The organism is Segetibacter sp. 3557_3, from assembly GCF_004354985.1.
Classification (GTDB): Bacteria; Bacteroidota; Bacteroidia; order Chitinophagales; family Chitinophagaceae; genus Segetibacter.
Map to the genome: position 1 here is coordinate 1 of NZ_SMSK01000008.1, position 21,841 is coordinate 21,841.

17 protein-coding genes are annotated in these 21,841 nt (G+C 44.9%); 2 read left to right on the forward strand and 15 right to left on the reverse strand.

Going from position 1 to position 21,841, the window contains the following annotated elements; all coding sequences use genetic code 11:
• Positions 1–159: 159 nt before the first annotated feature.
• Genes EXU57_RS13370 through EXU57_RS13390 form a run of 5 tightly spaced genes read right to left on the reverse strand, consistent with a single transcriptional unit; the run spans position 160 to position 9,025 of the window.
• On the reverse strand, positions 160–1,236 hold the full coding sequence (locus EXU57_RS13370) for an adenylate/guanylate cyclase domain-containing protein (protein ID WP_133268727.1): 1,077 nt from the start codon (positions 1,234–1,236) through the stop codon (positions 160–162).
• On the reverse strand, positions 1,233–3,281 hold the full coding sequence (gene ppk1, locus EXU57_RS13375; RefSeq protein ID WP_133268728.1) for a polyphosphate kinase 1: 2,049 nt from the start codon (positions 3,279–3,281) through the stop codon (positions 1,233–1,235). Before ppk1 ends, EXU57_RS13370 begins: the two co-directional genes overlap by 4 nt.
• A 12-nt stretch (positions 3,282–3,293) precedes the next feature.
• Positions 3,294–4,505, reverse strand: coding sequence for a Pycsar system effector family protein (locus EXU57_RS13380; RefSeq protein WP_133268729.1), 1,212 nt, complete (start codon positions 4,503–4,505; stop codon positions 3,294–3,296).
• Positions 4,506–4,514: 9 nt separating this feature from the next.
• Positions 4,515–8,171, reverse strand: coding sequence for a BamA/TamA family outer membrane protein (locus tag EXU57_RS13385; RefSeq protein ID WP_133268730.1), 3,657 nt, complete (start codon positions 8,169–8,171; stop codon positions 4,515–4,517).
• Complete coding sequence (locus EXU57_RS13390) at positions 8,168–9,025, reverse strand: hypothetical protein (protein WP_133268731.1); 858 nt, start codon at positions 9,023–9,025, stop codon at positions 8,168–8,170. Before EXU57_RS13390 ends, EXU57_RS13385 begins: the two co-directional genes overlap by 4 nt.
• Before the next feature lie 534 nt (positions 9,026–9,559).
• On the opposite strand from EXU57_RS13390, the gene EXU57_RS13395 reads away from it, so the two are divergent.
• Positions 9,560–9,976: a DoxX family protein gene (locus EXU57_RS13395; RefSeq protein ID WP_133268732.1), complete on the forward strand. Its 417-nt coding sequence runs from the start codon at positions 9,560–9,562 to the stop codon at positions 9,974–9,976.
• A 30-nt stretch (positions 9,977–10,006) separates the two neighbouring features.
• Here EXU57_RS13395 and argH read toward each other — a convergent pair whose 3' ends face one another.
• The 9 genes from argH to EXU57_RS13440 form a co-directional block, all read right to left on the reverse strand.
• Complete coding sequence (gene argH / locus EXU57_RS13400) at positions 10,007–11,341, reverse strand: argininosuccinate lyase (protein ID WP_133268733.1); 1,335 nt, start codon at positions 11,339–11,341, stop codon at positions 10,007–10,009.
• 105 nt (positions 11,342–11,446) lie between these two features.
• Positions 11,447–12,553 carry a M20 family metallo-hydrolase gene (locus EXU57_RS13405; protein WP_133268734.1) on the reverse strand — a complete coding sequence of 369 codons (1,107 nt, stop codon included), beginning with the start codon at positions 12,551–12,553 and terminating at the stop codon, positions 11,447–11,449.
• Positions 12,550–13,389: an acetylglutamate kinase gene (argB, locus tag EXU57_RS13410; RefSeq protein ID WP_133268735.1), complete on the reverse strand. Its 840-nt coding sequence runs from the start codon at positions 13,387–13,389 to the stop codon at positions 12,550–12,552. Before argB ends, EXU57_RS13405 begins: the two co-directional genes overlap by 4 nt.
• A gap of 27 nt (positions 13,390–13,416) precedes the next feature.
• Entirely contained in the window at positions 13,417–14,433 is a 1,017-nt protein-coding gene (locus tag EXU57_RS13415; RefSeq protein ID WP_133268736.1) for an N-acetylornithine carbamoyltransferase, read from the reverse strand.
• Between the two features lie 141 nt (positions 14,434–14,574).
• Positions 14,575–15,735, reverse strand: coding sequence for an aspartate aminotransferase family protein (locus EXU57_RS13420; RefSeq protein WP_133268737.1), 1,161 nt, complete (start codon positions 15,733–15,735; stop codon positions 14,575–14,577).
• Between the two features lie 71 nt (positions 15,736–15,806).
• Positions 15,807–16,862 (reverse strand): N-acetyl-gamma-glutamyl-phosphate reductase, encoded by a 1,056-nt coding sequence (argC, locus tag EXU57_RS13425; protein ID WP_133268738.1) that lies wholly within the window; start codon positions 16,860–16,862, stop codon positions 15,807–15,809.
• A 72-nt stretch (positions 16,863–16,934) separates the two neighbouring features.
• Positions 16,935–18,200 carry an argininosuccinate synthase gene (gene argG / locus EXU57_RS13430; RefSeq protein WP_133268739.1) on the reverse strand — a complete coding sequence of 422 codons (1,266 nt, stop codon included), beginning with the start codon at positions 18,198–18,200 and terminating at the stop codon, positions 16,935–16,937.
• A 20-nt stretch (positions 18,201–18,220) separates the two neighbouring features.
• Positions 18,221–18,928: a GNAT family N-acetyltransferase gene (locus EXU57_RS13435; protein WP_133268740.1), complete on the reverse strand. Its 708-nt coding sequence runs from the start codon at positions 18,926–18,928 to the stop codon at positions 18,221–18,223.
• Between the two features lie 694 nt (positions 18,929–19,622).
• Entirely contained in the window at positions 19,623–20,330 is a 708-nt protein-coding gene (locus tag EXU57_RS13440; protein WP_133268741.1) for an alpha/beta fold hydrolase, read from the reverse strand.
• Between the two features lie 235 nt (positions 20,331–20,565).
• On the opposite strand from EXU57_RS13440, the gene EXU57_RS13445 reads away from it, so the two are divergent.
• Positions 20,566–20,961: a hypothetical protein gene (locus EXU57_RS13445; RefSeq protein WP_133268742.1), complete on the forward strand. Its 396-nt coding sequence runs from the start codon at positions 20,566–20,568 to the stop codon at positions 20,959–20,961.
• A 61-nt stretch (positions 20,962–21,022) separates the two neighbouring features.
• Here the strand turns inward: EXU57_RS13445 and EXU57_RS13450 are convergent, their stop codons facing one another.
• The gene (locus EXU57_RS13450; RefSeq protein ID WP_133268743.1) at positions 21,023–21,754 is read right to left on the reverse strand and encodes a DNA-formamidopyrimidine glycosylase family protein; all 732 of its coding nucleotides are present in this window, start codon (positions 21,752–21,754) and stop codon (positions 21,023–21,025) included.
• Between the last annotated feature and the right edge of the window lie 87 nt (positions 21,755–21,841).

The window sequence follows — 21,841 nt, forward strand, 5'->3', positions numbered from 1 at the left end:
TAAAGCATAACAACCAGAAAGGATCAACGAGAATATAGATAGAAAAATTCACAGTAGTATAGGAACGTATACAGCCTAATAGAAAAAGCCGCCTCAAACTTTAGTTTTGAGACGGCCTCCTTTGTTTTGATAAACCAATTCTTTACCAATTATTACTACTTATATTTTAAGCGCAAAAAGTTCAATCCCGTTGCCTTTTCCTTTTAGTTCAATCAAACCCAGGCTGGTACTCTGCCATTCCTCCAGGTTGATGTTGTCGCGGAACGCTTTTGAAACGATAAATTTTTGGTTGAGTTCGCTACAAGCGCTCCTGATCCGGGCAGTGGTATTCATCGTATCCCCGCTCATAGCCAGGTCTTTCTTAATCACCCCTATTTCTCCCACGGTTACTTCACCACAGTGAATACCAACCCGAAACTCGGGAATGATACCATACCTGCGTCTAAAATCTTCTGAATGTTTCTGCAGGTTTTTTCGGGCTTCAATCAGCGCCGACATACATATCCTGGTATTCTGCTGGTCAAACATCCAGGAGGCTACGACCTCGTCGCCAACATACTGGTAAATTCTGCCGCCATATTCATTGATTGCGTTTGACACATGGTATATAAAATCGCGGATGAATTTAAAGTACATGATCGTTCCCAGTTTCTCGGCTATCGGCGTTGAGTCCTTGAGGTCAATAAACATCACGATCCTGTTTTCAACTTTCGGCTGAACATATTTTCCCAACAGAATATCCCTGAAAACACCCGGCGCATACTTCTCATTGATCTCGATAATCAGCTGAGTTATCAGGAACAGTATCAGCCAGAAGAAAAGCTTATTGACGAGCCAGAATGCCTGGAAGGCTTCGTAGTAAAAAAACCGGAGCGCGCCAATCAGGTCGAGCCGGGTAATGATTATCGCATGCGCTGTTTCGGTCAGGAAATTCATAATAAAAGCCGCAACAATCAGTATCAAACTTCGTACAACAAGGCTTAGCCCAAATGACTTGTTGCGCAGCACCTTTTTCAACTTAAACACGATCAGGTAGCCCATTCCAAAACTCAAAAACAACACTACCAACAGTCTTAAGGAGAGCGCTTCGAGGGTATTGTAATTGGCAGGATTGTTCCTCGTAACCATAATGAGCAGGTCCACAACGGGCCAGATCATCGTAATGTATAGTACAACAGCCCACCGGTACTTCTTTAAGAATGAAAACCTGGGGTATAAGAATCTAAGAAATTTCATAATCGGTTTTGGAGATAATGGTAGATCGCCGTTTGAGCATTGAAGTTTTCCTGCTCAGTGGTTACAACAGGCCGCTGTTCGAGATTTGGAGATAGTTCAACAGCTTTGTCATTATCCCGCCATTGCATTTCGAAATAGTCGATCAATTCGTGCTTGCAAGTGATGTTTTTAATCGATACGCAAACTTCTATCCGGTGATACAGGTTGCGCGTCATCCAGTCAGAAGAACCCATGATGACTTCAGCATCGTTACCGGCACCAAAGATGAATAACCTCGTGTGTTCAAGGTATCGATCCACAAGCCTTCTTACCGTAATGTTCTCGCTTATTCCCGGAACACCGGGCATAAGGCAGCAGATACTGCGAATACAAAGTTTTACATTAACACCAGCCTGGCTCGCCTTATACAAGAGGCTGATCATATGCGGCTCTTCAAGGTTGTTTACCTTAATCCGAATTTCAGCCGGTTCGCCAAGCATTGCTTTCTGTATCTCATCATCAATCAACTTTTCAAACCTTTCGTTCATATTGAACTGGGAGACCAGGAGCTTATCGAACTTTAATTTGTTGTTCGGCTGGATGGTATCTGTCTTCTGCAGAAACCTGAAAAGCTGAAGCAGTTCTTTGATGATAAAGAGATCCGTTGTCATGAGTACATGATCGGTATAGAACTGGGCGGTGATTTCGTTGAAATTACCGGTACTCAGGATGGCATAGGATAACGTATCGGCGCCTGATCGCTTCTGGATCAAGGCGATTTTGGAATGCACCTTTATGTGCGGAATACTATAAATGATCCGGATACCCGCATCTTTCATTTTTCTTCCCCACTTGATATTATTCGCTTCGTCAAACCTTGCCTTCAATTCCACAAAGGCTGTAACCCGCTTGCCATTTTTAGCAGCACTGATCAGTGCATTGACGATATGAGACTCCGCAGCAACCCGGTAAAGTGTTATAAAAATGTCCGTGACATTAATATCAACTGCCGCCTGATTAAAAAACGATAAGACCGGGTTATACGATTGATAAGGAATGTGCAGCAATACATCCTGTTGATTCAGGATATTAAAGATGTCACCACAGGCCATCAGGTTTGCTGTCGCGAGTGGCCTCCGCTTTTCGTAGTTCAGGTTTTTGTTGAATGTCGGGAACGAGGAAAGGTTACTCAGGTGATGGTAACGGCTTCCCGCAAACATCTCTTCAAACTGCACCCCGAACGTAGAGGCAAGAAACAACTGAATGTTACGAGGCATCCCGCCTTCATACAAGAATCTTGACGGAGGCCCGAAGTCGCGTTTTTTGAGTTGCTTTTCAATCTTGCCAAGAAGATCGCCACTATATTCTTCGTCAAGATGTAACTCTGAGTCGCGGTTGAATTTAACGCTGTAAACACCAGCGATCTCGAAACCCGGGAATAGACAGTCGAGGTTTTCACGAATAATATCGTCAATAAAAATTACGTACTCATTTCCATCAAGGGGTGTAAGCTCGAAAAACCGGTTAAGCTTGTCAGAAGGAATATTGATGATCGCGTGTTTAAAACTGGCGATGTCAGCCTCTTTTAAAACGACTACAAGGTATAACTGGTTATTCTCGGGACTAAATGCTTTACCAATCTCACTTTCCAGGTACAGGGGTTGAATAAATGAGAGCACTTTCGATAAAAATATCTCCCGGATCTCGTTTGTATGTTCCGGCCTGATCGGCGAATTATAGTAGAAGATGATCCCGGTTTCTTTCAACTCCGGGATGATCTCACCAGTAAGTATAGACCCAAAGTGGTTTAACTGCCTGTTTATTTCTGTCTGAATTTTATCGGGTAATTCTTCATTTAAGCCGATACTAACCTGTTGTTGTGTTTTGCGGTTGAGTTTCGAAAAAGCGAAAACCGAAGGATAGCGTACCCGGAAGAACTCATCAAGGTTGGAAGAGAATATGGCAAGAAACTTTAGCCGTTCGAACAAGGGAACCGTTTTGTTTGCAGCTTCCTGCAACACACGATAGTTAAATCCCAACCAGCTAAGGTCTCGGTTATACAACATGAGCGGTTAAGTTTATAGCGGGGTACCCGGTGCATTGTTTATGATCACCGTTTCAGGCTGGTAGAAGAACGTTGCAATCGCAAAAGCAATTACCGAGATAATGATCCCAATCATGAAAATGTTATAGGCAAGGCGTACCAACCTGTACTTTCTTCCTAAAACAACACCCAGCTGGTAAATGTCTTTGATCAGTGATCCATACAGGTAGTCGGTATCCTTCATCATTTTCAGCATCGCCGGCTCATATTGTTCAAATGAAGCGTCGTGAAAATTACCAAAAAACAGCAGGTTGGTTTTCTTGTCGATCACGTCCTGGTCTTCAAACTTACCAGAGCTGATTTTAGGCCGGGTAGCCAGGATAGAGATGACGATTGTTGTTACAGCAACAAGCAGGAATATGATGGTAGGTATGGTAAGGTATGCGTCTGTCTGAAGCTTACGCAGCAACACGCTTAATATTACTGAAATAATAATTGCATTCACCGAAATAAGGATGTTGGCTTTTTGGTCGGCCATATCGCTCAGTTTCATATGGTTTTCCGAAGTCAGCCTCAGCATGGTTTGAATGCCCTTATTAATCAGCCCGACATTTTGTTTGCTTTCGGCGCTGGCAGCTTCACTGGTCTTTTGTTTTTCGAGTTTCTTTTTTAGGCGGGCCACGTTTTTATTTTTTCCATCGTTTAACTGATTGCGACAATAAGAGGTGAAAAACCTGTGCGACTCAAGCATTTGAAGTGTCTTTACCTGTGCCTGGAACTGATCAAATTCCGGATCGACCGCAAGGTGTTCGGCCATCACCAGCTTATTCATTTCCTTGAAGTCCTTTGTACCGAAGTGAAAGCTATCAGCATCCCGCAGGATCTCCTGTAGCAGTGTTTCCGGTTTGGCCGTTGGTTTTGTTGCAAGTATTGTTTTGACTACCTCATTAATCAGTTCTTCTTCCTGGTGATACTCCGTCATAAAACGACGCATGAGCTCACTGCTTTTTTCCTCATGCCATTGGGGTTCCGTAAAAATGTATCCCGTATCGTGAAACCACGCTGCTACGTAAACGATCAGCATGTCTCTTTCACTCAACTCATAATGCGCAGCAATCTGTTTCGTTTTGTTTACTACGTTGCGGGTGTGTTGCAGGTTATGGTACAACAACTTTGGATTGTGGTTTTTTTCAAACAATCCAACAACATGATTTTCAACTTTTTTATAAATCGTATTTGAATCCATTAACAAAATTTAGAACGTGATATTGAACCGTGTTCCGATTGAAAAATTAAATAACACACTCTCTTCTGAAATACCCAACGTTGCTGAAACTAAAATCAGGTTGTAAGGCGAATAATAGAGCCCACCCCCATAAGAATGATGCCATTTTGTTGATTGCTGGTTTTTAACCCAAACTTTACCAACATCATTAAAACCTATGATACCAACCGCCCCCGGTAATACATACGACTGCGACTCGAATAACTTAACCCTCAATTCTGTACTCTGGTAAAGCATCGAGGTGCCCGAGAAGCGGTTTTTCCGGTAACCACGCAAGAAGTTATTGGCTCCAAGGTTTAGCGCCTGGAAGTATTCATAATTATTTCCGAAGATGATGCCGCCTCCTCCCCTGATTACTGCCACCACCTTTGCCGGATCAGTAAGGCTCGAAAACAAGGTAAGATCCGATGTAAGCCGCTGAATGTTTTTGCTGTTGTTGTTCACCCCATAACTCGACAGGTAGTCAGACTTCCAGTAGATACCCCTGGTTGGCAACAGGTCGCTGTTCAGGTTGTTGATCGTTAAACCAAGCTTACCACCGACATAGGTTTTGGTTGAATAAACCCTTGCCGGGTCGAGACCAACAATCCCCGGCTCCTGCAAAATTTTACCAACGTTTTGCTTTGGGTCAATCCAGTAGTTGTAAACCGTACCACCTGCCGTCAACTGGATCAGGTTGCCCAGTCGCTTTCGGTATAACAGGTCAGCTTCAACAAAATTGTATCTGACACGATAGTAATCAATCTCCCGGGTATTTTTGGTATCATTACCCAGTCCAAAAAAGTTGTTCAACACCGGGTGTACGATAGAAGCATTTACCACCAGGTCACCTTTACCAAGCAATTGGTTGAACTCTCCGTTGTAATTTACCTGGTACGAACCACGGTTAATGGCATATAAGGTCGAAAGCCGTTGTTGGGTGGCGTAGGGCTCATTTCTAAATCCATAGGTCCTGTTTAACCAGCCAACACCAAACATCAGTTTATCTTCCGGGTTGAAACCTACATTCATTCTTGGAAAGCGATAGATATCATACTTATATCCCGTTACATCATATTCATTGTTCAGCGGATTGGCAGATATTTCACTTCTTACTTTACTCCTGTTTACAATATAATTCGACTCTACCCCTGCGCGCTCAAAATCATATATGTGATTCTTGATGTTTCCTTTAACGTTAAAGGTGTCTTTACCCCTTCCTCCAATAATTCTGACGTGAATTTTCGAGTTTACGTTGTCATCAACTTCAAAATAATCGTCGCCGTTCAGGCCGTAGAACAGGATCTCATCGGTATCCTTGTTGTTAAACTCCCTGGAATACATCACCGAGGATGTGTCGTTATTTGCTTTACGCTTATAAACCGTAACATGGACGCCAGTGTCCGTACTCAAAACTTTAAAGTACTCGTGTTTATTGCTCCCCACTACATTTACTTCCCTGGAAAGAAAGCGGTAGTACCGCATACCCTCCTCACCCACCAGGTCGTCCCGGCGGCTAATCAGCGTTTTTATGATGTCTTCACCCCGAATAGCATAGATCTCAGGGGGAAGTTTTTGAACCGCCTGGCGTATTACCTCGTCTGAAATCTTGATCTTAAAACTATCCAGCACGCTACGCCATTTTTTAGCGTCTAGATTATTCATAAACAGGCGATCGAAATCACGGGCTTCCCATGCGAGCCACGAAACCTTTGGAATGCTCTTCTTAAAGCCCTTTAAAAATGGCAATACATTTTGCGACAGCTGCTTTGCAAGTAGCCCATCAGAATCAAAAAGCGCCTGGTCACGGTCACGCGGTATCGGGTAATACAACTTACCCTTACCTGTGTCAGATGTTCCAAATCGCCATTGATCAAAGTGCCGGTCCCAATCGGCAATCAACATGTCTAACAGTCTTGCATTAAGTACCTTTTCCTGGTCAACGTGATTGTCATTGTCTTCAATCAGCTTATTGATGATCTTGGCAGTGCTTTTCGTATCGCTGCTATCGGGGGTGGGTTCGCGCTCTTCCAGCAGGCAAACCTGGTTAGCAAACAGTGGCCGGTAAAAACCAAAAGCGGGGTCATCCGGAACAAGGAAGAACTCGGGCGAAGCAACCGGAATACCCAACGGTTTGGCGAGTGGGGGAATAATCAGCGGCGCATAGGGGTTTGCTGCCGAAATCATATCCTGCACAATTTCTTCTGCAACGGTACCGCGAACATTTTCAGGTATGGCACGTTCGGGGTCTTTGTTAATGGTTCTCAAGGTCCATAGCTTGCCCCCTTTGTCAACAAGCTTCAGCGATTTGGTTTGTTTGCCCCCACCAAGGCTCTCTATGGTAAGTCCGCCTTTTTCCTTTTTTAAGTTAAACACCTTCAGGGTTACCGGTGTTGTCCATTCCTTCCGGTAGTTGTTGCCCAGTATGATCCGCTTAACACCACTGGCTTTTCCAAATTTTTTGTTTGCAGCAACCGTTACACTGTCTTTAAAAGCAGTAATCACCGGTTCGGCTTTGGGGTTAATGGTATCCATGGCCGATTTGGGCAGGGTGGCAAAATTCACGAGGTGCTGGTGATAGGCAGCAGTATCGCGACCGACGGTATAAAATGCCACGTCAACATTTTTGTTTTTCGATACTTCAAGCACCGCGTACCCATTTTCAGAGGTGGAAAAGGGCAGCCGCTTCTTGTTGGCGCTGGTCACCCTTGTGCTCTTTGTACCGCTGCCGCTGATGATGTAAGTAAAGCTGCTGTCGCGGATCAGTTGCAGGTTGTGTTCATGCCCCGATACAAAAACAAGGTTTGGGTGCTGCTTTGCAACATTTTCAACCTCTTTAATCATGTTTGCATAAGCAGGATGCCGCAGGTCCTGCGGGGTACCAAACACCCCTCTTGCGATCGGATAAATAGAACCGATTACAGGTAAGGGAACATACAACTTTGGCCACATTTCTGTTAGCGGGAAAATATGTTGCTTCAACCCATAGTTTCCACCGTGTGGGCCATAACTTTTAAAGGGATGATGACAAGCTAAAATCACGAACTTTTTAGAGTTTCTTGCCAGTATATCTTCCAGCTGGCTCAACACTTCCGTTTTGGTTTTGTTCGGACAATCCGACTCTATCCCGGGTTTGTCAAACGGATGTATCCACCACTGGCTATCAAAAATCACCATGGTTACATCATTGCTTACCGATATTTCTACAGGACCGCCACATCCGCCGCCCGGGTAAAATTGCACATTCGAATTGCCAATTGCATTGATATAAGCCTCCTCGCGAAGAATTGCCGCGTACCCGCCTGCATGCCCCCTTTCCCAGTCATGGTTTCCCGGTATAAAGTAAACTTTCGACTTGCTTTTTCCTGCAATTAGTACCTGTGTGTCTAATATCTGCCGCCTGATATCGTAAATAGGAGCCTGTTCATCAGGTAAACCGGTTAAGTAAAGGTTATCACCCAGGTACACAACCGTAGTCTTTTCATCAAATTTTGTCCTGCCCTTCACGGCAGATATCACAGGATGACGACCGTTTTTCAGGTCCCCGGCGTCACCAATCAATATAATGCGTGCCTGTAGCGAGTCCTGTGTAAATGCGATAGCCGGAAGTAAAAAAGTCAAAATCGCAACGAAACCTGCTCTTCTCATGGTACTGTACTTTTTTGTTTTAACACCAGGATGTTTCCCGGGCCCGTTTCGGCAGACTCGTTGGATATAAGCAAATCGCCTTTCGGTGTAAATGTGATTCCCTCCGGTTGTTTATAAATCAAAGGATCGAGTGGTACTGCAAACTTTACCACCCCACTCCGGTCGGCAATTACTATTGCTTTATTTACGGAAAACACAATGTAAAGTTCTTTTGTTATGGGGTGAATTGCTGCTGCCGAAGGCTTAAACTTTTCCTTTTGCACACCAAGCATCTGGTCAATGGGCTTTGTTTTGATTACATAAATCGGAGTATCACTGTATTTATGCGTCGCCGGGTCAAACGACCATGCGGTTATGCCTTTTTTATCGTCTATTTCACAATCCTTACAAATCAGTACAAGCACCTTGTAATAAGCGTCGTAGTACATGCTTTCAAACTCATTTTTGCCTTCGTAAGGCCGCTTGCATTTATCTACCACTACCGAGTCTGCCGTAAGCACCTTGAAGGAGGTAATGTTCCCATTGCTCTGCAGTACATAAAAAGTGCTGTCAACAAGTGCAATATCTTCAAAGTCGGCGTCCTTGGCAAAGGTCCACTTCATCACCTGCACGTTCTTGCGCAGGAAGATTTTGTACAGCAGCCCGTTTTCGTCGTTGATTGCAAATACAGAGGTATCCTTTGGATAGTACACCATACCCGAAATCTCATCCAGTTCGTCGCGCAGGTTGTAGGTATATGGATTATTAAGGTCGTAATTAGGAAGAACAGGGTACTTCGATTTGGTCTTTTGCCGGCACCCCAACGCCAAAATCAGGAGCAAAATAAAGCCTGCGCTTATTTTAAATACATACATGAGCGGTGCGGGTTGAAGTTAATAATACCGGTGTGTAGCTAGAAGTTCAAATTGCTTGCCGCAAGACCAACAACTGATTCGATATTTTGCAATCTTGTCATTCCCGAACACTAAAATTATAGTGGGTAAAATAATCTACACCACTAAGTAATCCAAAACTCCTGATCTCACAACCAATTGCAATTCAGAAGGATCGCGAGTGTAGGTTGTAAACGCAGGAACCCACCAGCCACAATGCAGATCGAACAAACCGCGTCCTTTCTTTTTTTGTTGACGGGCAGTTTATGTTCATGCAACATCGTTGCTACGCTCAGTTTATCGGTAGATTCATTGTTCATCTTCAGTTTTAAATAAAGGCATCTCACCTGGTGGCAAAGATTTCAATGCACTTACGAAAGATTTTACCGAATACACGTCCATCCGAATATAAAATCTAAATTAGCGGCTTGTAATTGAGCTGGTTACAATAAAGCCAATAGCGGAATAAAAATTGCGGTAAAACGCATTCATTTTTCAAAACTCATCTGACGTGCTATGAAAAGATTGTTTAACACTGCTCCTAATCCTGACCTGCTGAACCTGTGGCTATTTATCTTCAGGATTGCGATTGGTGTACTGATGTTGATACACGGCTGGCCAAAGTTTCAAACATTAATGCTTGGTAATATACAATTTGCTGATCCTATAGGTCTTGGCCCTGGACTTACCCTTGGGCTTGTCGTTTTTGCAGAGGTACTGTGCTCTATCCTTATCATCATAGGTTTTGCAACACGCCTTGCCGCAATTGTACTTATCATCAACATGGCCGTAGCATTTTTTGTCGTTCACGGTAGCGACCCGCTGCCGAAAAAAGAACTTGCCCTGCTCTACCTGCTCATCTACATTACCTTGCTGGTAACTGGAAGTGGTAAATACGGTGTCGACTCACAACTCAGTAAAAAACGTCGCTAAAATCCATATCTGCAAAACTGTTGTGGTAGGCTAATCTTTCAGCAGTTCACCAATCGCATGGTGATATTGATCGAAGCCAAAGGAGTCAATAGCCTGTTGCATCATATTGTTGATCTCGGCTGTGCCGATATTACCAATACTGCCCTCATGAGTATGGTGCACCTGGGTTGAGTAATCAAAGTTCCCAGACTCAATGGCGAGGCCGATCTTTTTGTACGCATCCCTGAAAGGCGTACCCTCAAGCACCAGTTTGTTTACTTCTTCTACGCTAAACAGGTATTTGTACTTTTCATCGCTCAGTATGCCTTCTTTAACACTGATGTTGCTCATCATCAGGTGCATCATGTCAAGACAATCATTAATCGTTTCAATTGCGGGAAAGAGGTTCTCCTTTAGCAGTTGAAAGTCGCGGTGATAACCGGAGGGAAGATTGGTGGTAAGCAGGGTGATATCATTTGGTAGTGCCTGCAGTTGATTGCACTTGGCCCTGATAAGTTCAAAAACATCAGGATTTTTCTTGTGCGGCATAATTGACGAGCCCGTTGTAAGCTCATCCGGAAAGGAAATGAAACCAAAGTTCTGGTTCATGTACAGGCAGCAATCCATGCTTAACTTATTCAGCGTAGCAGCAACATTACTGATAGCCTGGGCAACGATTCGTTCAGTTTTGCCCCTGCTCATCTGCGCATAAACCACATTGTAATTAAGCGCATCAAAACCCAGCAATTTCGTTGTTAACGTACGGTTTAATGGAAACGAAGAACCATAACCTGCGGCAGACCCCAGCGGATTTTTATTTACCACCTTGTAAGCGGATTGTAATGTCAGTACATCATCCACCAGGCTTTCTGCATAGGCGCCCAGCCACAGTCCGAAAGAAGAAGGCATAGCAAGTTGCAAATGCGTATAACCAGGCAATAGGTGCTGCTTGTGTTGCTCGCTTTTTTCCTGGAGCAGGTCGAACAGCTTGCGGATATGTTCTACCATTTCCTCTATTGAACTCCGGAGAAACAACTTCAGGTCAACCAGCACCTGGTCGTTCCGGCTTCTCCCGCTATGTACCTTTTTCCCAACTTCTCCCAGTCTTCGGGTCAGCAAGAGCTCTACCTGCGAGTGAACGTCTTCTACACCTTCTTCAAGTTCGAAATTGCCGGATGCTATTTCGCGGTGGATACTTTTAAGCTCACGTGCAAGTATGTCGAGCTCACCGGTAGTCAGCAGGCCGATGCTCTCCAACATTTGAATGTGCGCCAGCGAACCCTGCACATCAAAGGCTGCAAGATACAGGTCCATCGCACGGTCGTTACCAACGGTAAACTTTTCAACAGCCTCGGAAACGTTTGTATTTTTTTGCCAGAGTTTCATAGTGTGGGTTTAATTAAGCAGCTCTTTGTGTGAATGCGCAAATGTAAGTGCAGGCAAACAAGTTAGTGGTGTCAACCTTCGCATGCAGGAATACAAACAACCGTATTATAGAACAGCCTCAAGGGTTTCAATATAGCGGTCGATGCCGTTCCTGATTTCTTCAAGAAAAATGAATTCATCGGCGGTATGACTTCTGGCGCTATCTCCCGGACCATACTTTAGCGTTGGTACGGGCAGCAGGGCTTTATCGCTGCTGGTTGGCGAACCATAACATGCCCCGCCCAGTGCTATACCGGCCCTCACCAGCGGATGAGCCTGGCTGATCGCTGTTGCCCGCATCCGCATGCTTCTTGGAGTTACTTCACAATCCACATGTTTCCGGATAATTGCAAGCACTTCTTCGTGCGAATAACTTTCGATAATTCTCACATCAACAACAAAGCGGCAGATTGCGGGTACCATATTATGTGCCTTGTTTTCCGTTTCTACAACCGTAACGCTCATCTTTACCGGCCCCAACCATTCGCTTACCTTTTCAAACCGGTATGTTCTAAACCAATCTATGGCAGTAATCGCCTTGTAAATGGCGTTTTCGCCTTCTTCCCTTGCTGCATGACCGGCTTTGCCGTTTGCCACGCAATCCAGTACCATCAACCCTTTTTCTACAATCGCAAGGTTCATCAATGTGGGTTCGCCAACGATCGCACACGATCCGGTTGTTACATCGGGATTAAATGCGTTGTGGGTCACTTCGCGAAAACGGGCTTCCTTCAACAGGGCTTCAATCCCATTGTATCCACTCACTTCCTCCTCTGCCGATGCCGCCAGCACCAGGTTATAAGCGAGCCCGTTGTGAGAGTAAAAGTGTAAGAAAGTGGCAATCAGGCTAACCAGGCAGCCACCTGCGTCGTTGCTACCTAATCCAAACAATTTTCCATCGTTTACAATCGGACTAAACGGATCGTTAGTGTATTGTGGATTCGGTTTAACAGTATCGTGATGTGAGTTTAAAAGTATAGATGGTTTTGAAGGATCGAAATACCGGTTAACTGCCCAAATATTATTCAGATGGCGTTGAGTGGATATCCCTTTTTGTTCTAAAAAGTTTACCAATACGGCAGCTGTTCCGTCTTCACTTCTCGAGAATGAGGGAACGCTGATAAGGTCTTTTATTAGGCGAACTGCATCTTCGTATAGTAAGTCACGGCTCATGTGTTTTGAATAAGGGTTCCAACGGTATGCGCCGAAGTATTTTGCACCAGATCATTTGCGTGGCCGATCAGTACTTCTTTAACCCCCGCGTCTATTGCAGCAAATGCATTGTCGAGTTTAGGAAGAATGCCGGCAAACAACCTGTTGGCAGCAAGTAACTCCGCATACTTCAGCTTTGTAATGCTGTTGATTACGGAGTTTTCATCATCAACGTTTTCCAGTACACCCTTCTTTTCAAAGCAATAAAGTAACCGGACATGATAAGTTGAAGAAAGTGCTACTGCAAGCGACGAGGCAATCGTATCTGCGTTGGTGTTTAAGATATGGCCCTGGGTATCGTGTGTGAGTGGGGCAAAAACGGGGAGTAAACCCATAGACATAAACCGGCTCAGAATATCAACATTGATATCAGCTGCAGCTACGTCTCCAACCCATCCAAAATCTACCTCCTTCACCGGCCGCTTTACTGCCGGGATGAGATTAGCATCCGCACCGGTAAGTCCGACAGCGTTGATGCCGGCGCTTTGAAGTCGCGCTACAATTTGCTTGTTTACCAGGCCGCCATAAACCATAGTAACCAGGTTTATCGTATCATCATCGGTAATACGTCGGCCATTTACATAATTTGACCTGATCCCAAGCTTATCGCCGATGTTGGTGGCTATCTTACCCCCACCATGAACAAGTATAAATGCAGAGCTTTCATTTTTATTTACTGCTATTGAGAGGTTAGCTAAGAATAAGCTCAAAGCATCCTCATCATCTATAACGTTGCCGCCGATTTTGATAACATATGCGCTTTGCCCCGCGGGGCGATCCCCTGGTAATTGACTCATTATTTTTTATTCAGAATAATTAAGCACTTAAGGATTAGCTGCGAGTATGTTCCTGATGACAGCTTGCGCGGCCCATACCCTGTTGCCTGCCTGTTGCGTTACAATACTATTAGGGCTGTCGAGTATAGCATCGCTAAGCTCTACATTTCTACGCACAGGCAAGCAATGCATCACTTTCGCGTCATTCGTAAGTTGCAGCTTTTCAGGAGTAAGCATCCATCGGTCATCACTGCATTTAATCTTACCATAGTCGTTGTAGGTGCTCCAGTTTTTAACGTACACAAAGTCAGTATCCCTTAGTGCAGCATCCTGGTCATGCGTGACAACTGCACCAGCGGTAAACTGTTCTGCAAGTTCATATGCTTCAGGATGGGTAATGGTGAAGTCGGCCTCTCCCCATGCATTTACCCATTGAGCAAACGAATTGGCTACACATTGCGGTAATGGCTTTACATGTGGTGCCCACGTTAACACCACCCGGGGTCGGCGGTTCTGAATTGCCGTAGTTGCAAGCTGCTCTCTTATGGTTATAATATCGGTAAGACTTTGCAGCGGATGTAATGTGGCACTTTCAAGGCTGATTACAGGAACACCAGCATACCTGATAAACTGGCTGATGTACATCTCGCTATAGTCTTCCTCCCTGTTTTTTAAGGATGGAAAGGTTCGGATGCAAAGCATGTCGAAGTAACTGCCCAGGATTGGCGCAGCGTCTTTCACGTGCTCAACCGTATTCCCGTTCATTACAGCACCTTCTTCAAACTCCAGTGCCCAGCCGTCTTTATCCACATTAAAAACGATGGCCTCCATACCAAGGTTTTGTGCAGCAACCTGCGTACTCAGCCTTGTTCGTAAGCTTGGATTCAGGAATAACAATCCAATGCGTTTGTTGGTTCCAACATGCTTATCAACAAAAGGGTTGGCTTTATAGTACAGTGCCTGGTCCACCAATTTGTTGATGTCGCTTACATCAGAAGCAGCAATAAATTGCCTTGTAGGACCACTGTTACTGCCTGGTGTAGAATTGACATCCTGGTTTGTCATCTAAATACGGGTTTAAACATGAGAATTACACTGAACTGCGGTTCATAACTGAGCAGTATTAAACGGAGAGAATAGCTTTCTGTGTTCAGGCAGCTAAGTCATTTTTGCGCTTACCTTAATTTTACTTGAGCGCATTTACACTCAACTCGCTGTTGCAGCAGCTGGCCTGAGTACCGTAATTGCTGCTTCCAGTGCTTCAAGAAAGTGATCAGCCTGTTCCCTGGTAAGCGCAAGTGAAGGCAGCAACCGGATAACATTTGGTTTTGCTTCGCCGGTAAAAATATGGTGATTGTACAAGAGATTATTCTTGAGTTGCTTTAGGTCTTCGGGTACATCAAATCCAATCATCAATCCACGTCCCCGCACGTTTTTAATTTCGTCCATCTCATTTAACGCGTTCATCAGGTAGGTGCCGGTTTGTTCGGCAGCAGTTACCAGGTTCTCCTCTTCAATGACTTCAAGTACGGCAAGGGCAGCGGCACACGCAAGGTGGTTTCCCCCGAAAGTGGTACCCAACATACCATGTTGCGGTTTTATGTGTGGCGCAATCAAGATACCACCGATCGGGTAGCCATTACCCATGCCTTTTGCCATAGAGTAGATATCGGCATTTACGCCTGCATGATCATGCGAGAAGAAAAGCCCGCTTCTTCCATAACCACATTGAACGCTATCGGCGATAAAGACCGCACCATAGCTATCGCATAATGAACGGATTGCTTGTAAAAACTCATCCGAAGCAATAACAATTCCGCCAACTCCCTGTATACCTTCCACGATCACCGATGAAATTTCATCACCCATCTCATCAAAACACTTCTTCAGTGCATCAACATCATTAAAGGGCAGAAAGATAACGTTATCGGTTTCGTTTACGGGGGCAACGATTTTTGGATTATCCGTAACGGCAACGGCAAGCGATGTTCTGCCGTGAAAAGATTTCGAGAAAGCAATCACCTTCTTCCGGCCATTGTGAAATGAGGCTAGTTTTAGGGCATTTTCGTTAGCCTCTGCTCCGCTATTACAGAGAAAAAGCTGGTAGTCCGGTTTTTGACTTAACTGAACCAGCTTTTCTGCAAGCTGTTGTTGTAAGGGGATTTTTACCGAGTTGGAATAAAAAGCAATCTGGTGCAATTGGTCTTCTATGCGGCGAACCCAATGTGGATGTGTATGTCCAATACTTATAACAGCGTGTCCTCCATACATATCGAGGTATTGTACGCCTTTATCGTCCCATACGTAAGAGCCGTCGGCCTTGCATATGGTAATGTTGTTGATCGGATAAACATCAAAGAGATTCATAGTATTCACCCGGTGGGATTTGTTTTATGGGTTGATAATCGATTGTGATCTGGGCCGGAGTCATCCGGATACTAAAAAGCGTTTGCTTTTAGCCTTATGCCCGCGCCTTCATCAAGTCCAAACATGAGGTTCATATTTTGTACCGCCTGGCCACTGGCGCCTTTTACAAGGTTGTCGATAGTGGAATGAACGACAATTTTCTGCTGCACTTTTTCAACGTGTACCAGGCACTTGTTGGTGTTTACTACTTGTTTCATATCCACCATTTTTTCACTCACGAAAGTAAACGGCTGATCCTTGTAGAAGGCCTGGTATAAGGCATTCACCTCATGTTCGGCAAGGGTACAGTCAAGGGTTGAGCTAATGTATATGCCCCTGGTGAAATCGCCCCTCCATGGTACAAAGTGGAGTCCTTTACTGCTGGTTAACGCATTCTGGAAATCAGGCTGCAACTGTTGTAGCGACTGGCTGATTTCTTTAACATGCTGGTGTTGTAACCCCTTATATGCTTGTATGTTATTAGCGCGCCAGCTGAAATGCGAGGTCGGTGAAAGGGATTGGCCCGCACCTGTACTGCCTGTTATACCGGTAGAATATACGTCCGTCAACAACCCTGCAGAAGCAAGTGGCAGTAGCCCCAATTGAATGGAAGTAGCAAAACAGCCGGGATTAGCCACATATTTAGCCGTGCGGATTTCAGCCTTATTCAATTCCGGTAATCCGTAAATAAAAGGCGTGTCGAGGAAAGTCGGCCTGACACCATTAACGTGTAACCGGAAATCCTGCGATAGATCTATAATGCGTATTCCTCCAGTCTTACCGGAATTTTCCGGAGCATTCAGGAACTGTTTAGCATCACCGTGACCAACACACAGAAACAGTACGTCTGCATAAGCAGCGAAAGTGTCAGTTAGTTCCTCTTCCCCGGTAAAGTTTAAACCGGTTTCACCAACAAGGTCAGCATGAACGTCTGATACAGGTTTTCCAGCATTGCTTTTACTAAGTACAAAGGCAATCTCTACATCAGGGTGATTTATCAAGATACGGATCAGTTCGCCTCCTGTATATCCTGCTCCACCAATGATGCCGACCCGTACCTTACTTTGTTGAGATGCATATTCCGCCATTTAGATAAATGATTGGTTTGTGAAAAATCAGGGCCTTATTGTACCCGCGGTTACATAAGGCGAACGCGTTGACTAATGTTGCACGTGGTGTGGTTCGGCAGCATCTTTTACCTGGTGCCAGATCATTGTTTGATTGCCAAAGATCTTGGAGAAACCACGCACGTCTTCACCTGTCCATCCATTGTTCATTTCGCCATATTTACCAAATGCACTATTCATTAAGTCATACTTCGATTCAACACCACCAACAAGAAAATGGTAAGGCATAAGTTTGACAAACACTGTTCCGGTAACGTTCTTTTGGGTGTTTTTCAGGAAAGCCTCAATGTCGCGCATAACCGGATCGAGGATCTGACCTTCGTGTAACCAATTGCCATAGAACAAGGCCAGCTGATCTTTCCAGTTGAGCTGCCACTTGGTAAGCACATGCTTTTCTAAAGCGTGGTGTGCTTTGATGATCACCATTGGTGCAGCGGCTTCAAATCCTACCCGGCCTTTTATACCAATTATTGTATCGCCCACATGAATGTCTCTGCCGATTCCAAATGGGCCGGCGATTTCCTGCAGGTGTTTAATCGCAAGTATCGGGCTTTCATAAGTGTGCCCGTTTACCCCTGTTAATTCGCCCTTTTCGAAGTGCAGCTGTACTTCTTCAGCGGTTGTTTTTGTAACCTGTGTGGGCCAGGCTTCTTCGGGCAACATACCATTTGAATGAAGGGTTTCTCTTCCGCCAACACTTGTACCCCATAATCCTTTATTGATTGAGTACATCGACTTTGAGAAATTCATATCTACATTCCGGCTTTGCAGGTATTCAATTTCCTGTTCGCGGCTGAGTTTGAGATCACGAATTGGTGTGATGATTTCGATACCAGGGATCATGATGTTAAAAATCATATCGAACCGAACCTGGTCGTTGCCGGCACCTGTGCTGCCATGCGCTACCGCTTCGGCTTTCAATTCTTCAACATGATCAGAAATGTGCAATGCCTGGATCAGTCGTTCAGCACTTACGCTCAGCGGGTAGGTGTTGTTTTTTAGCACGTTGCCATACACCAGGTACCTGATGATGGTATCGTAATAACTTTCCTGTGCATCAACGGTTTTATGCGACTTAACACCAAGGTTATAAGCATGCCGTTCGATTTCGATCAGGTCGTCTTTGGTGAAGCCACCCGTATTTACAATAACGCTGTGGACCTCAAACCCGCGTTCTTCGGTAAGGTATTTTACACAGAAAGAAGTGTCCAAACCGCCGCTAAATCCCAACACCACTTTGGCGCCCGGGCCTAAGGGTGCAGGATGAACAGTTTGTTGTTGTTCAAATAAATTTGGCATGTAATAACAGGTTGTACCGGTTAAGGTAAAAGATTGAAGAAATATTGAAGCAGCGAACGGTTTTTAAGCCTGGAGGCAGGGTCTTTTTTGCGCAGCAACTTTAGTAATCGGCTTTGCTTCACCTTCATAAACCGTTCGTATAGTTTCGAGTTGGTATTGAAGTCCTCAGCAGTTTCTGCTGCTTCATAATGATCGGCGGGATCGTAGAGCATAGCGGTGCACATACAATTCTTGCGCTCCTTGCTCATGAGGATATCGTAGTTAACGCAGGCTTTACATCCTTTCCAAAACTCGTCATCGTCGGTGAGTTCAGAATAGGTTACCGGCTCATAACCTAGTTCGCTGTTGATTTTCATCACAGCTAAACCTGTTGTAAGACCAAAGATTTTTGATTCAGGATATTTTTCGCGGGATAGATCGAAGATCGTTTTTTTGATTTGTTTTGCAACTCCGCTTTTTCTGAATGGCGGAGAAACAATAAGGCCACTGTTGGCAACGAACTTGTCGTGACCCCAGGCCTCAATATAGCAGAAACCTACCCAGGTGCCGTCCTCAGTATGTGCAATTACCGCCTTACCCTCCTGCATTTTGCCGGAAACGTAATCGGGACTACGCTTGGCAATACCAGTACCACGGGCAAGCGCTGAAGCCTCCATTTCGTCGGTGATTGCCTTAGCGTAATGAACATCGTTTGAGTTAGCGACCCTGATAATAATTTGCTGATCCACGTCGAATAATAATTAAGAAAGTAAATGAATATATCGTGCCAAACAGAATACACCCCTTCAACAGAACCGGGAGGTCCGGGGAAATCAGATACGTGGTCGTCGGATCAGGAAAGTGAAGTTATCAATACCCAAGGAATTTACCGTGCCCATCAAGGTAGGATGGTTGGCAGACAGGTGCGTATGGGTGATAAAATTTTTCAACTTTTTCTATGAGATCAAAATGGTGATTAAACTATTGAAGCAGTAAAAGTATAATACTTTGAAAAGACGGGCCGATATTTTTTTATAAAGTTTTGTTTAATAACGTGGAGACAACAGCTTTTATTATGAGGAAATGAATGCGTTGTTATGCCCCTGGTAAACCCGGTTAATAGTGACACCAACGTTGCACCAGCCGTGGTTGCCAGCGTAGACAGAATGGGCAAACAAAATAGTGGCGTGCTGCTATGGAAAACTAAAGATGAACCGAGCGTGGCAACGGCTGCCTCCTTGCTGGTCAAATGCCGGCCACCAAAAAAAAATGCTAATCCGGGCACAAGGCATGTGCCTAGACAAAAACCGGACTGGCCACGGCTTGCCAGTTAACTCTTCTCATAAACTTCGTTCTGCGATACCCGTAAGTTCAGGATGTTTAACCGGGTCAGGTTGAAGGAAAGCGTTTTTCGAGAGATAGTCACTTTGCGCCTTGGGCGATTTATTTATTTGAGGACTGCAGGAACCGGTTAACCATCATGCTTAACAGCTCCGGATTGACCTGTTCAAGTGCGTGCCCCGTTGACGGCAATACGGCAAGTTCCGCATTACCCAGTTGTTTGTACACCTGTTCGGTTTCTGAAACAGGTACTAACTTATCGCGGTCACCCACCATTAACAGGCAGGGACACTTAATTAAAGCATAGTCTTCGGGCTGAAGTGGATTTTTTTCGCCCATTTCGCCAAGCATTGCTGCAGTATGGGTAAGCACCCGTTTCCAATTATCGACACCATGGTCTTGCGCAAGTTTGCCGGCAAAAGCAGGCACTTTGGCTTCGATTTTTTCGGGATTGAGCATGGCAATCTCACGTTCGGCAACTTCAGTGTTCCACGAAAAACGCGTACCTAAGGTGACAACTTTATTTACCAGCTGTGGAGAATGACGTGCAAGGTACATGGCAACATAGCCCCCCATACTATAGCCGAAAACGTTAACGGGCATAACGGTGGTTTCATGAATGCAATGCTGTTTTATGTATTCCCCTACCTCAGCAGCGAAGCGCGGAATGGTAAATTCGTCCTGAACAGTCGAGCCGCCATGCCCGTTAAAATTTAGCGGGTGTAAGTTGTAGCCTGCCGAAAAACGGGAATGCAAAGGATCGAATTGGCGGGAAGATCCCGTGGCCCCGTGTAATAAAATCAGGTCCATAAAAGAATATGGTTAGTACTTGTTGCTCAATCAATACCCCATTTCGCCGCTCTTTAGCAGTATAAACCCAAATAACAGGATTTTGTGAGTTAGCATGAGGAAAAAATTCGGCATACGTTTTCGATCTTCCCCGTATCGCTTTACACCGACCCTATGGCAGGGAAATTGTTGATTATGAAAATCTATCATATGATAGAACAGCCATCGATAAATGTAAACATCAAAAACAATAATTATGAAAAAAGTAATGGGTATTGCTGCCATCGTGCTTGCGGCAGCATGTAGTTCTCCTGAAAACCGGACAGAAACTACTTCGGACTCAATGAACTCAACAAATGAAAATGGGGTAACAAACAGCTCTCCAGGTGGTTCAACTGACTCCAACAACAGGATGTCGGCGCCAGGAAATGACAGCTTAAATACCAACGGTACAGGTGGTGGAACCGGAACAGGTTCAGGTTCAGGTACTGGATCCGGATCTGGCAGTGGATCAGGTAGCGGTGGAACTGGCAGCGGTGGAACCGGAACAGGTAGCGGTGGAACTGGGAGTGGTGGAACTGGATCAGGTAGTGGTGGAACAGGTAGTGGCGGTGTAGGAAGCGGTGGAGTTGGAGACTCAACAAGGAGATAAGGGTTCAATAGAAAAGGTTATCAAAACGGTAACCTTTTTTATTTCTGCCCCTTTTGCCGGGTCATTCATACAACACCTGGCAATTGATACAGAAGTAAGATCTCCTGTTGGTTTTACCGGCATACTTCTTTACTAACGGAATGTCGCACCGAGGGCAGATCTTTTTTGTATGCGCAAGCCAGTGTTTTCTAAGCACGAAGTTTTTCTTCCATTCCAGGAAGTCGAAGCTGTAAGCCCGGGCTTCCCTCAATAAGGCGTTTAGCTGCTTTACCGGGAGCGCACCTACCCTGCTCTCCGGATGGACAAAAATCCGAAACAAGACTTCGTTTTTTATAATGTTCCCAACTCCTGCAAAAATCTGCTGATCTAACAGCACATCACAAACCAAAGCATCAGGGCATGCCTTTAGTTTCTTTTTAGCCTTCGACGGACTCCATTTGTCGCTCATGATATCACCTTCCCAGTCGAACGCCGTATCGATCTTACCGGGTATTACTGCTACTGTACAGGCATAAAAGTTAAGTTCACCATTTTCGAAGAGGAGGCTGATTCTCGGCTTTACCGGTCGCTGTTCATTTATCCGGTAAGTACCGAATAACATCAGGTGGATCTTCACTGTAAACCCGGAGAAACAAATCAGAAAATTCTTGCCCCAAGATTTGAAATCGGTTATCACCTGGCCAGGCAGGGCGCTAATGTCCACTTTCGTATTTCCTCCCACTTCTATTACGGTCCGACCTTTAAATTGCTGCACAAGTTCTTTTAGTATCACAATAGAAGGTCCTTCCGGCATAAGTCATCTTTAGGTCAAAGGCCATTCAAAACTTAAGCCATTAAGGTGCTGGAATATCCGGGACTCACCTCGTTTATGCAATAACCG

Excerpts from the sequence above, each read along its gene's own strand:
- EXU57_RS13370 (WP_133268727.1), bottom strand. The coding sequence starts at position 1,236 with ATGAAATTTCTTAGATTCTTATACCCCAGGTTTTCATTCTTAAAGAAG.
- ppk1 (WP_133268728.1), bottom strand. The coding sequence starts at position 3,281 with ATGTTGTATAACCGAGACCTTAGCTGGTTGGGATTTAACTATCGTGTG.
- EXU57_RS13380 (WP_133268729.1), bottom strand. The coding sequence starts at position 4,505 with ATGGATTCAAATACGATTTATAAAAAAGTTGAAAATCATGTTGTTGGA.
- EXU57_RS13385 (WP_133268730.1), bottom strand. The coding sequence starts at position 8,171 with ATGAGAAGAGCAGGTTTCGTTGCGATTTTGACTTTTTTACTTCCGGCT.
- EXU57_RS13390 (WP_133268731.1), bottom strand. The coding sequence starts at position 9,025 with ATGTATGTATTTAAAATAAGCGCAGGCTTTATTTTGCTCCTGATTTTG.
- EXU57_RS13395 (WP_133268732.1), top strand. The coding sequence starts at position 9,560 with ATGAAAAGATTGTTTAACACTGCTCCTAATCCTGACCTGCTGAACCTG.
- argH (WP_133268733.1), bottom strand. The coding sequence starts at position 11,341 with ATGAAACTCTGGCAAAAAAATACAAACGTTTCCGAGGCTGTTGAAAAG.
- EXU57_RS13405 (WP_133268734.1), bottom strand. The coding sequence starts at position 12,553 with ATGAGCCGTGACTTACTATACGAAGATGCAGTTCGCCTAATAAAAGAC.
- argB (WP_133268735.1), bottom strand. The coding sequence starts at position 13,389 with ATGAGTCAATTACCAGGGGATCGCCCCGCGGGGCAAAGCGCATATGTT.
- EXU57_RS13415 (WP_133268736.1), bottom strand. The coding sequence starts at position 14,433 with ATGACAAACCAGGATGTCAATTCTACACCAGGCAGTAACAGTGGTCCT.
- EXU57_RS13420 (WP_133268737.1), bottom strand. The coding sequence starts at position 15,735 with ATGAATCTCTTTGATGTTTATCCGATCAACAACATTACCATATGCAAG.
- argC (WP_133268738.1), bottom strand. The coding sequence starts at position 16,862 with ATGGCGGAATATGCATCTCAACAAAGTAAGGTACGGGTCGGCATCATT.
- argG (WP_133268739.1), bottom strand. The coding sequence starts at position 18,200 with ATGCCAAATTTATTTGAACAACAACAAACTGTTCATCCTGCACCCTTA.
- EXU57_RS13440 (WP_133268741.1), bottom strand. The coding sequence starts at position 20,330 with ATGGACCTGATTTTATTACACGGGGCCACGGGATCTTCCCGCCAATTC.
- EXU57_RS13445 (WP_133268742.1), top strand. The coding sequence starts at position 20,566 with ATGAAAAAAGTAATGGGTATTGCTGCCATCGTGCTTGCGGCAGCATGT.
- EXU57_RS13450 (WP_133268743.1), bottom strand. The coding sequence starts at position 21,754 with ATGCCGGAAGGACCTTCTATTGTGATACTAAAAGAACTTGTGCAGCAA.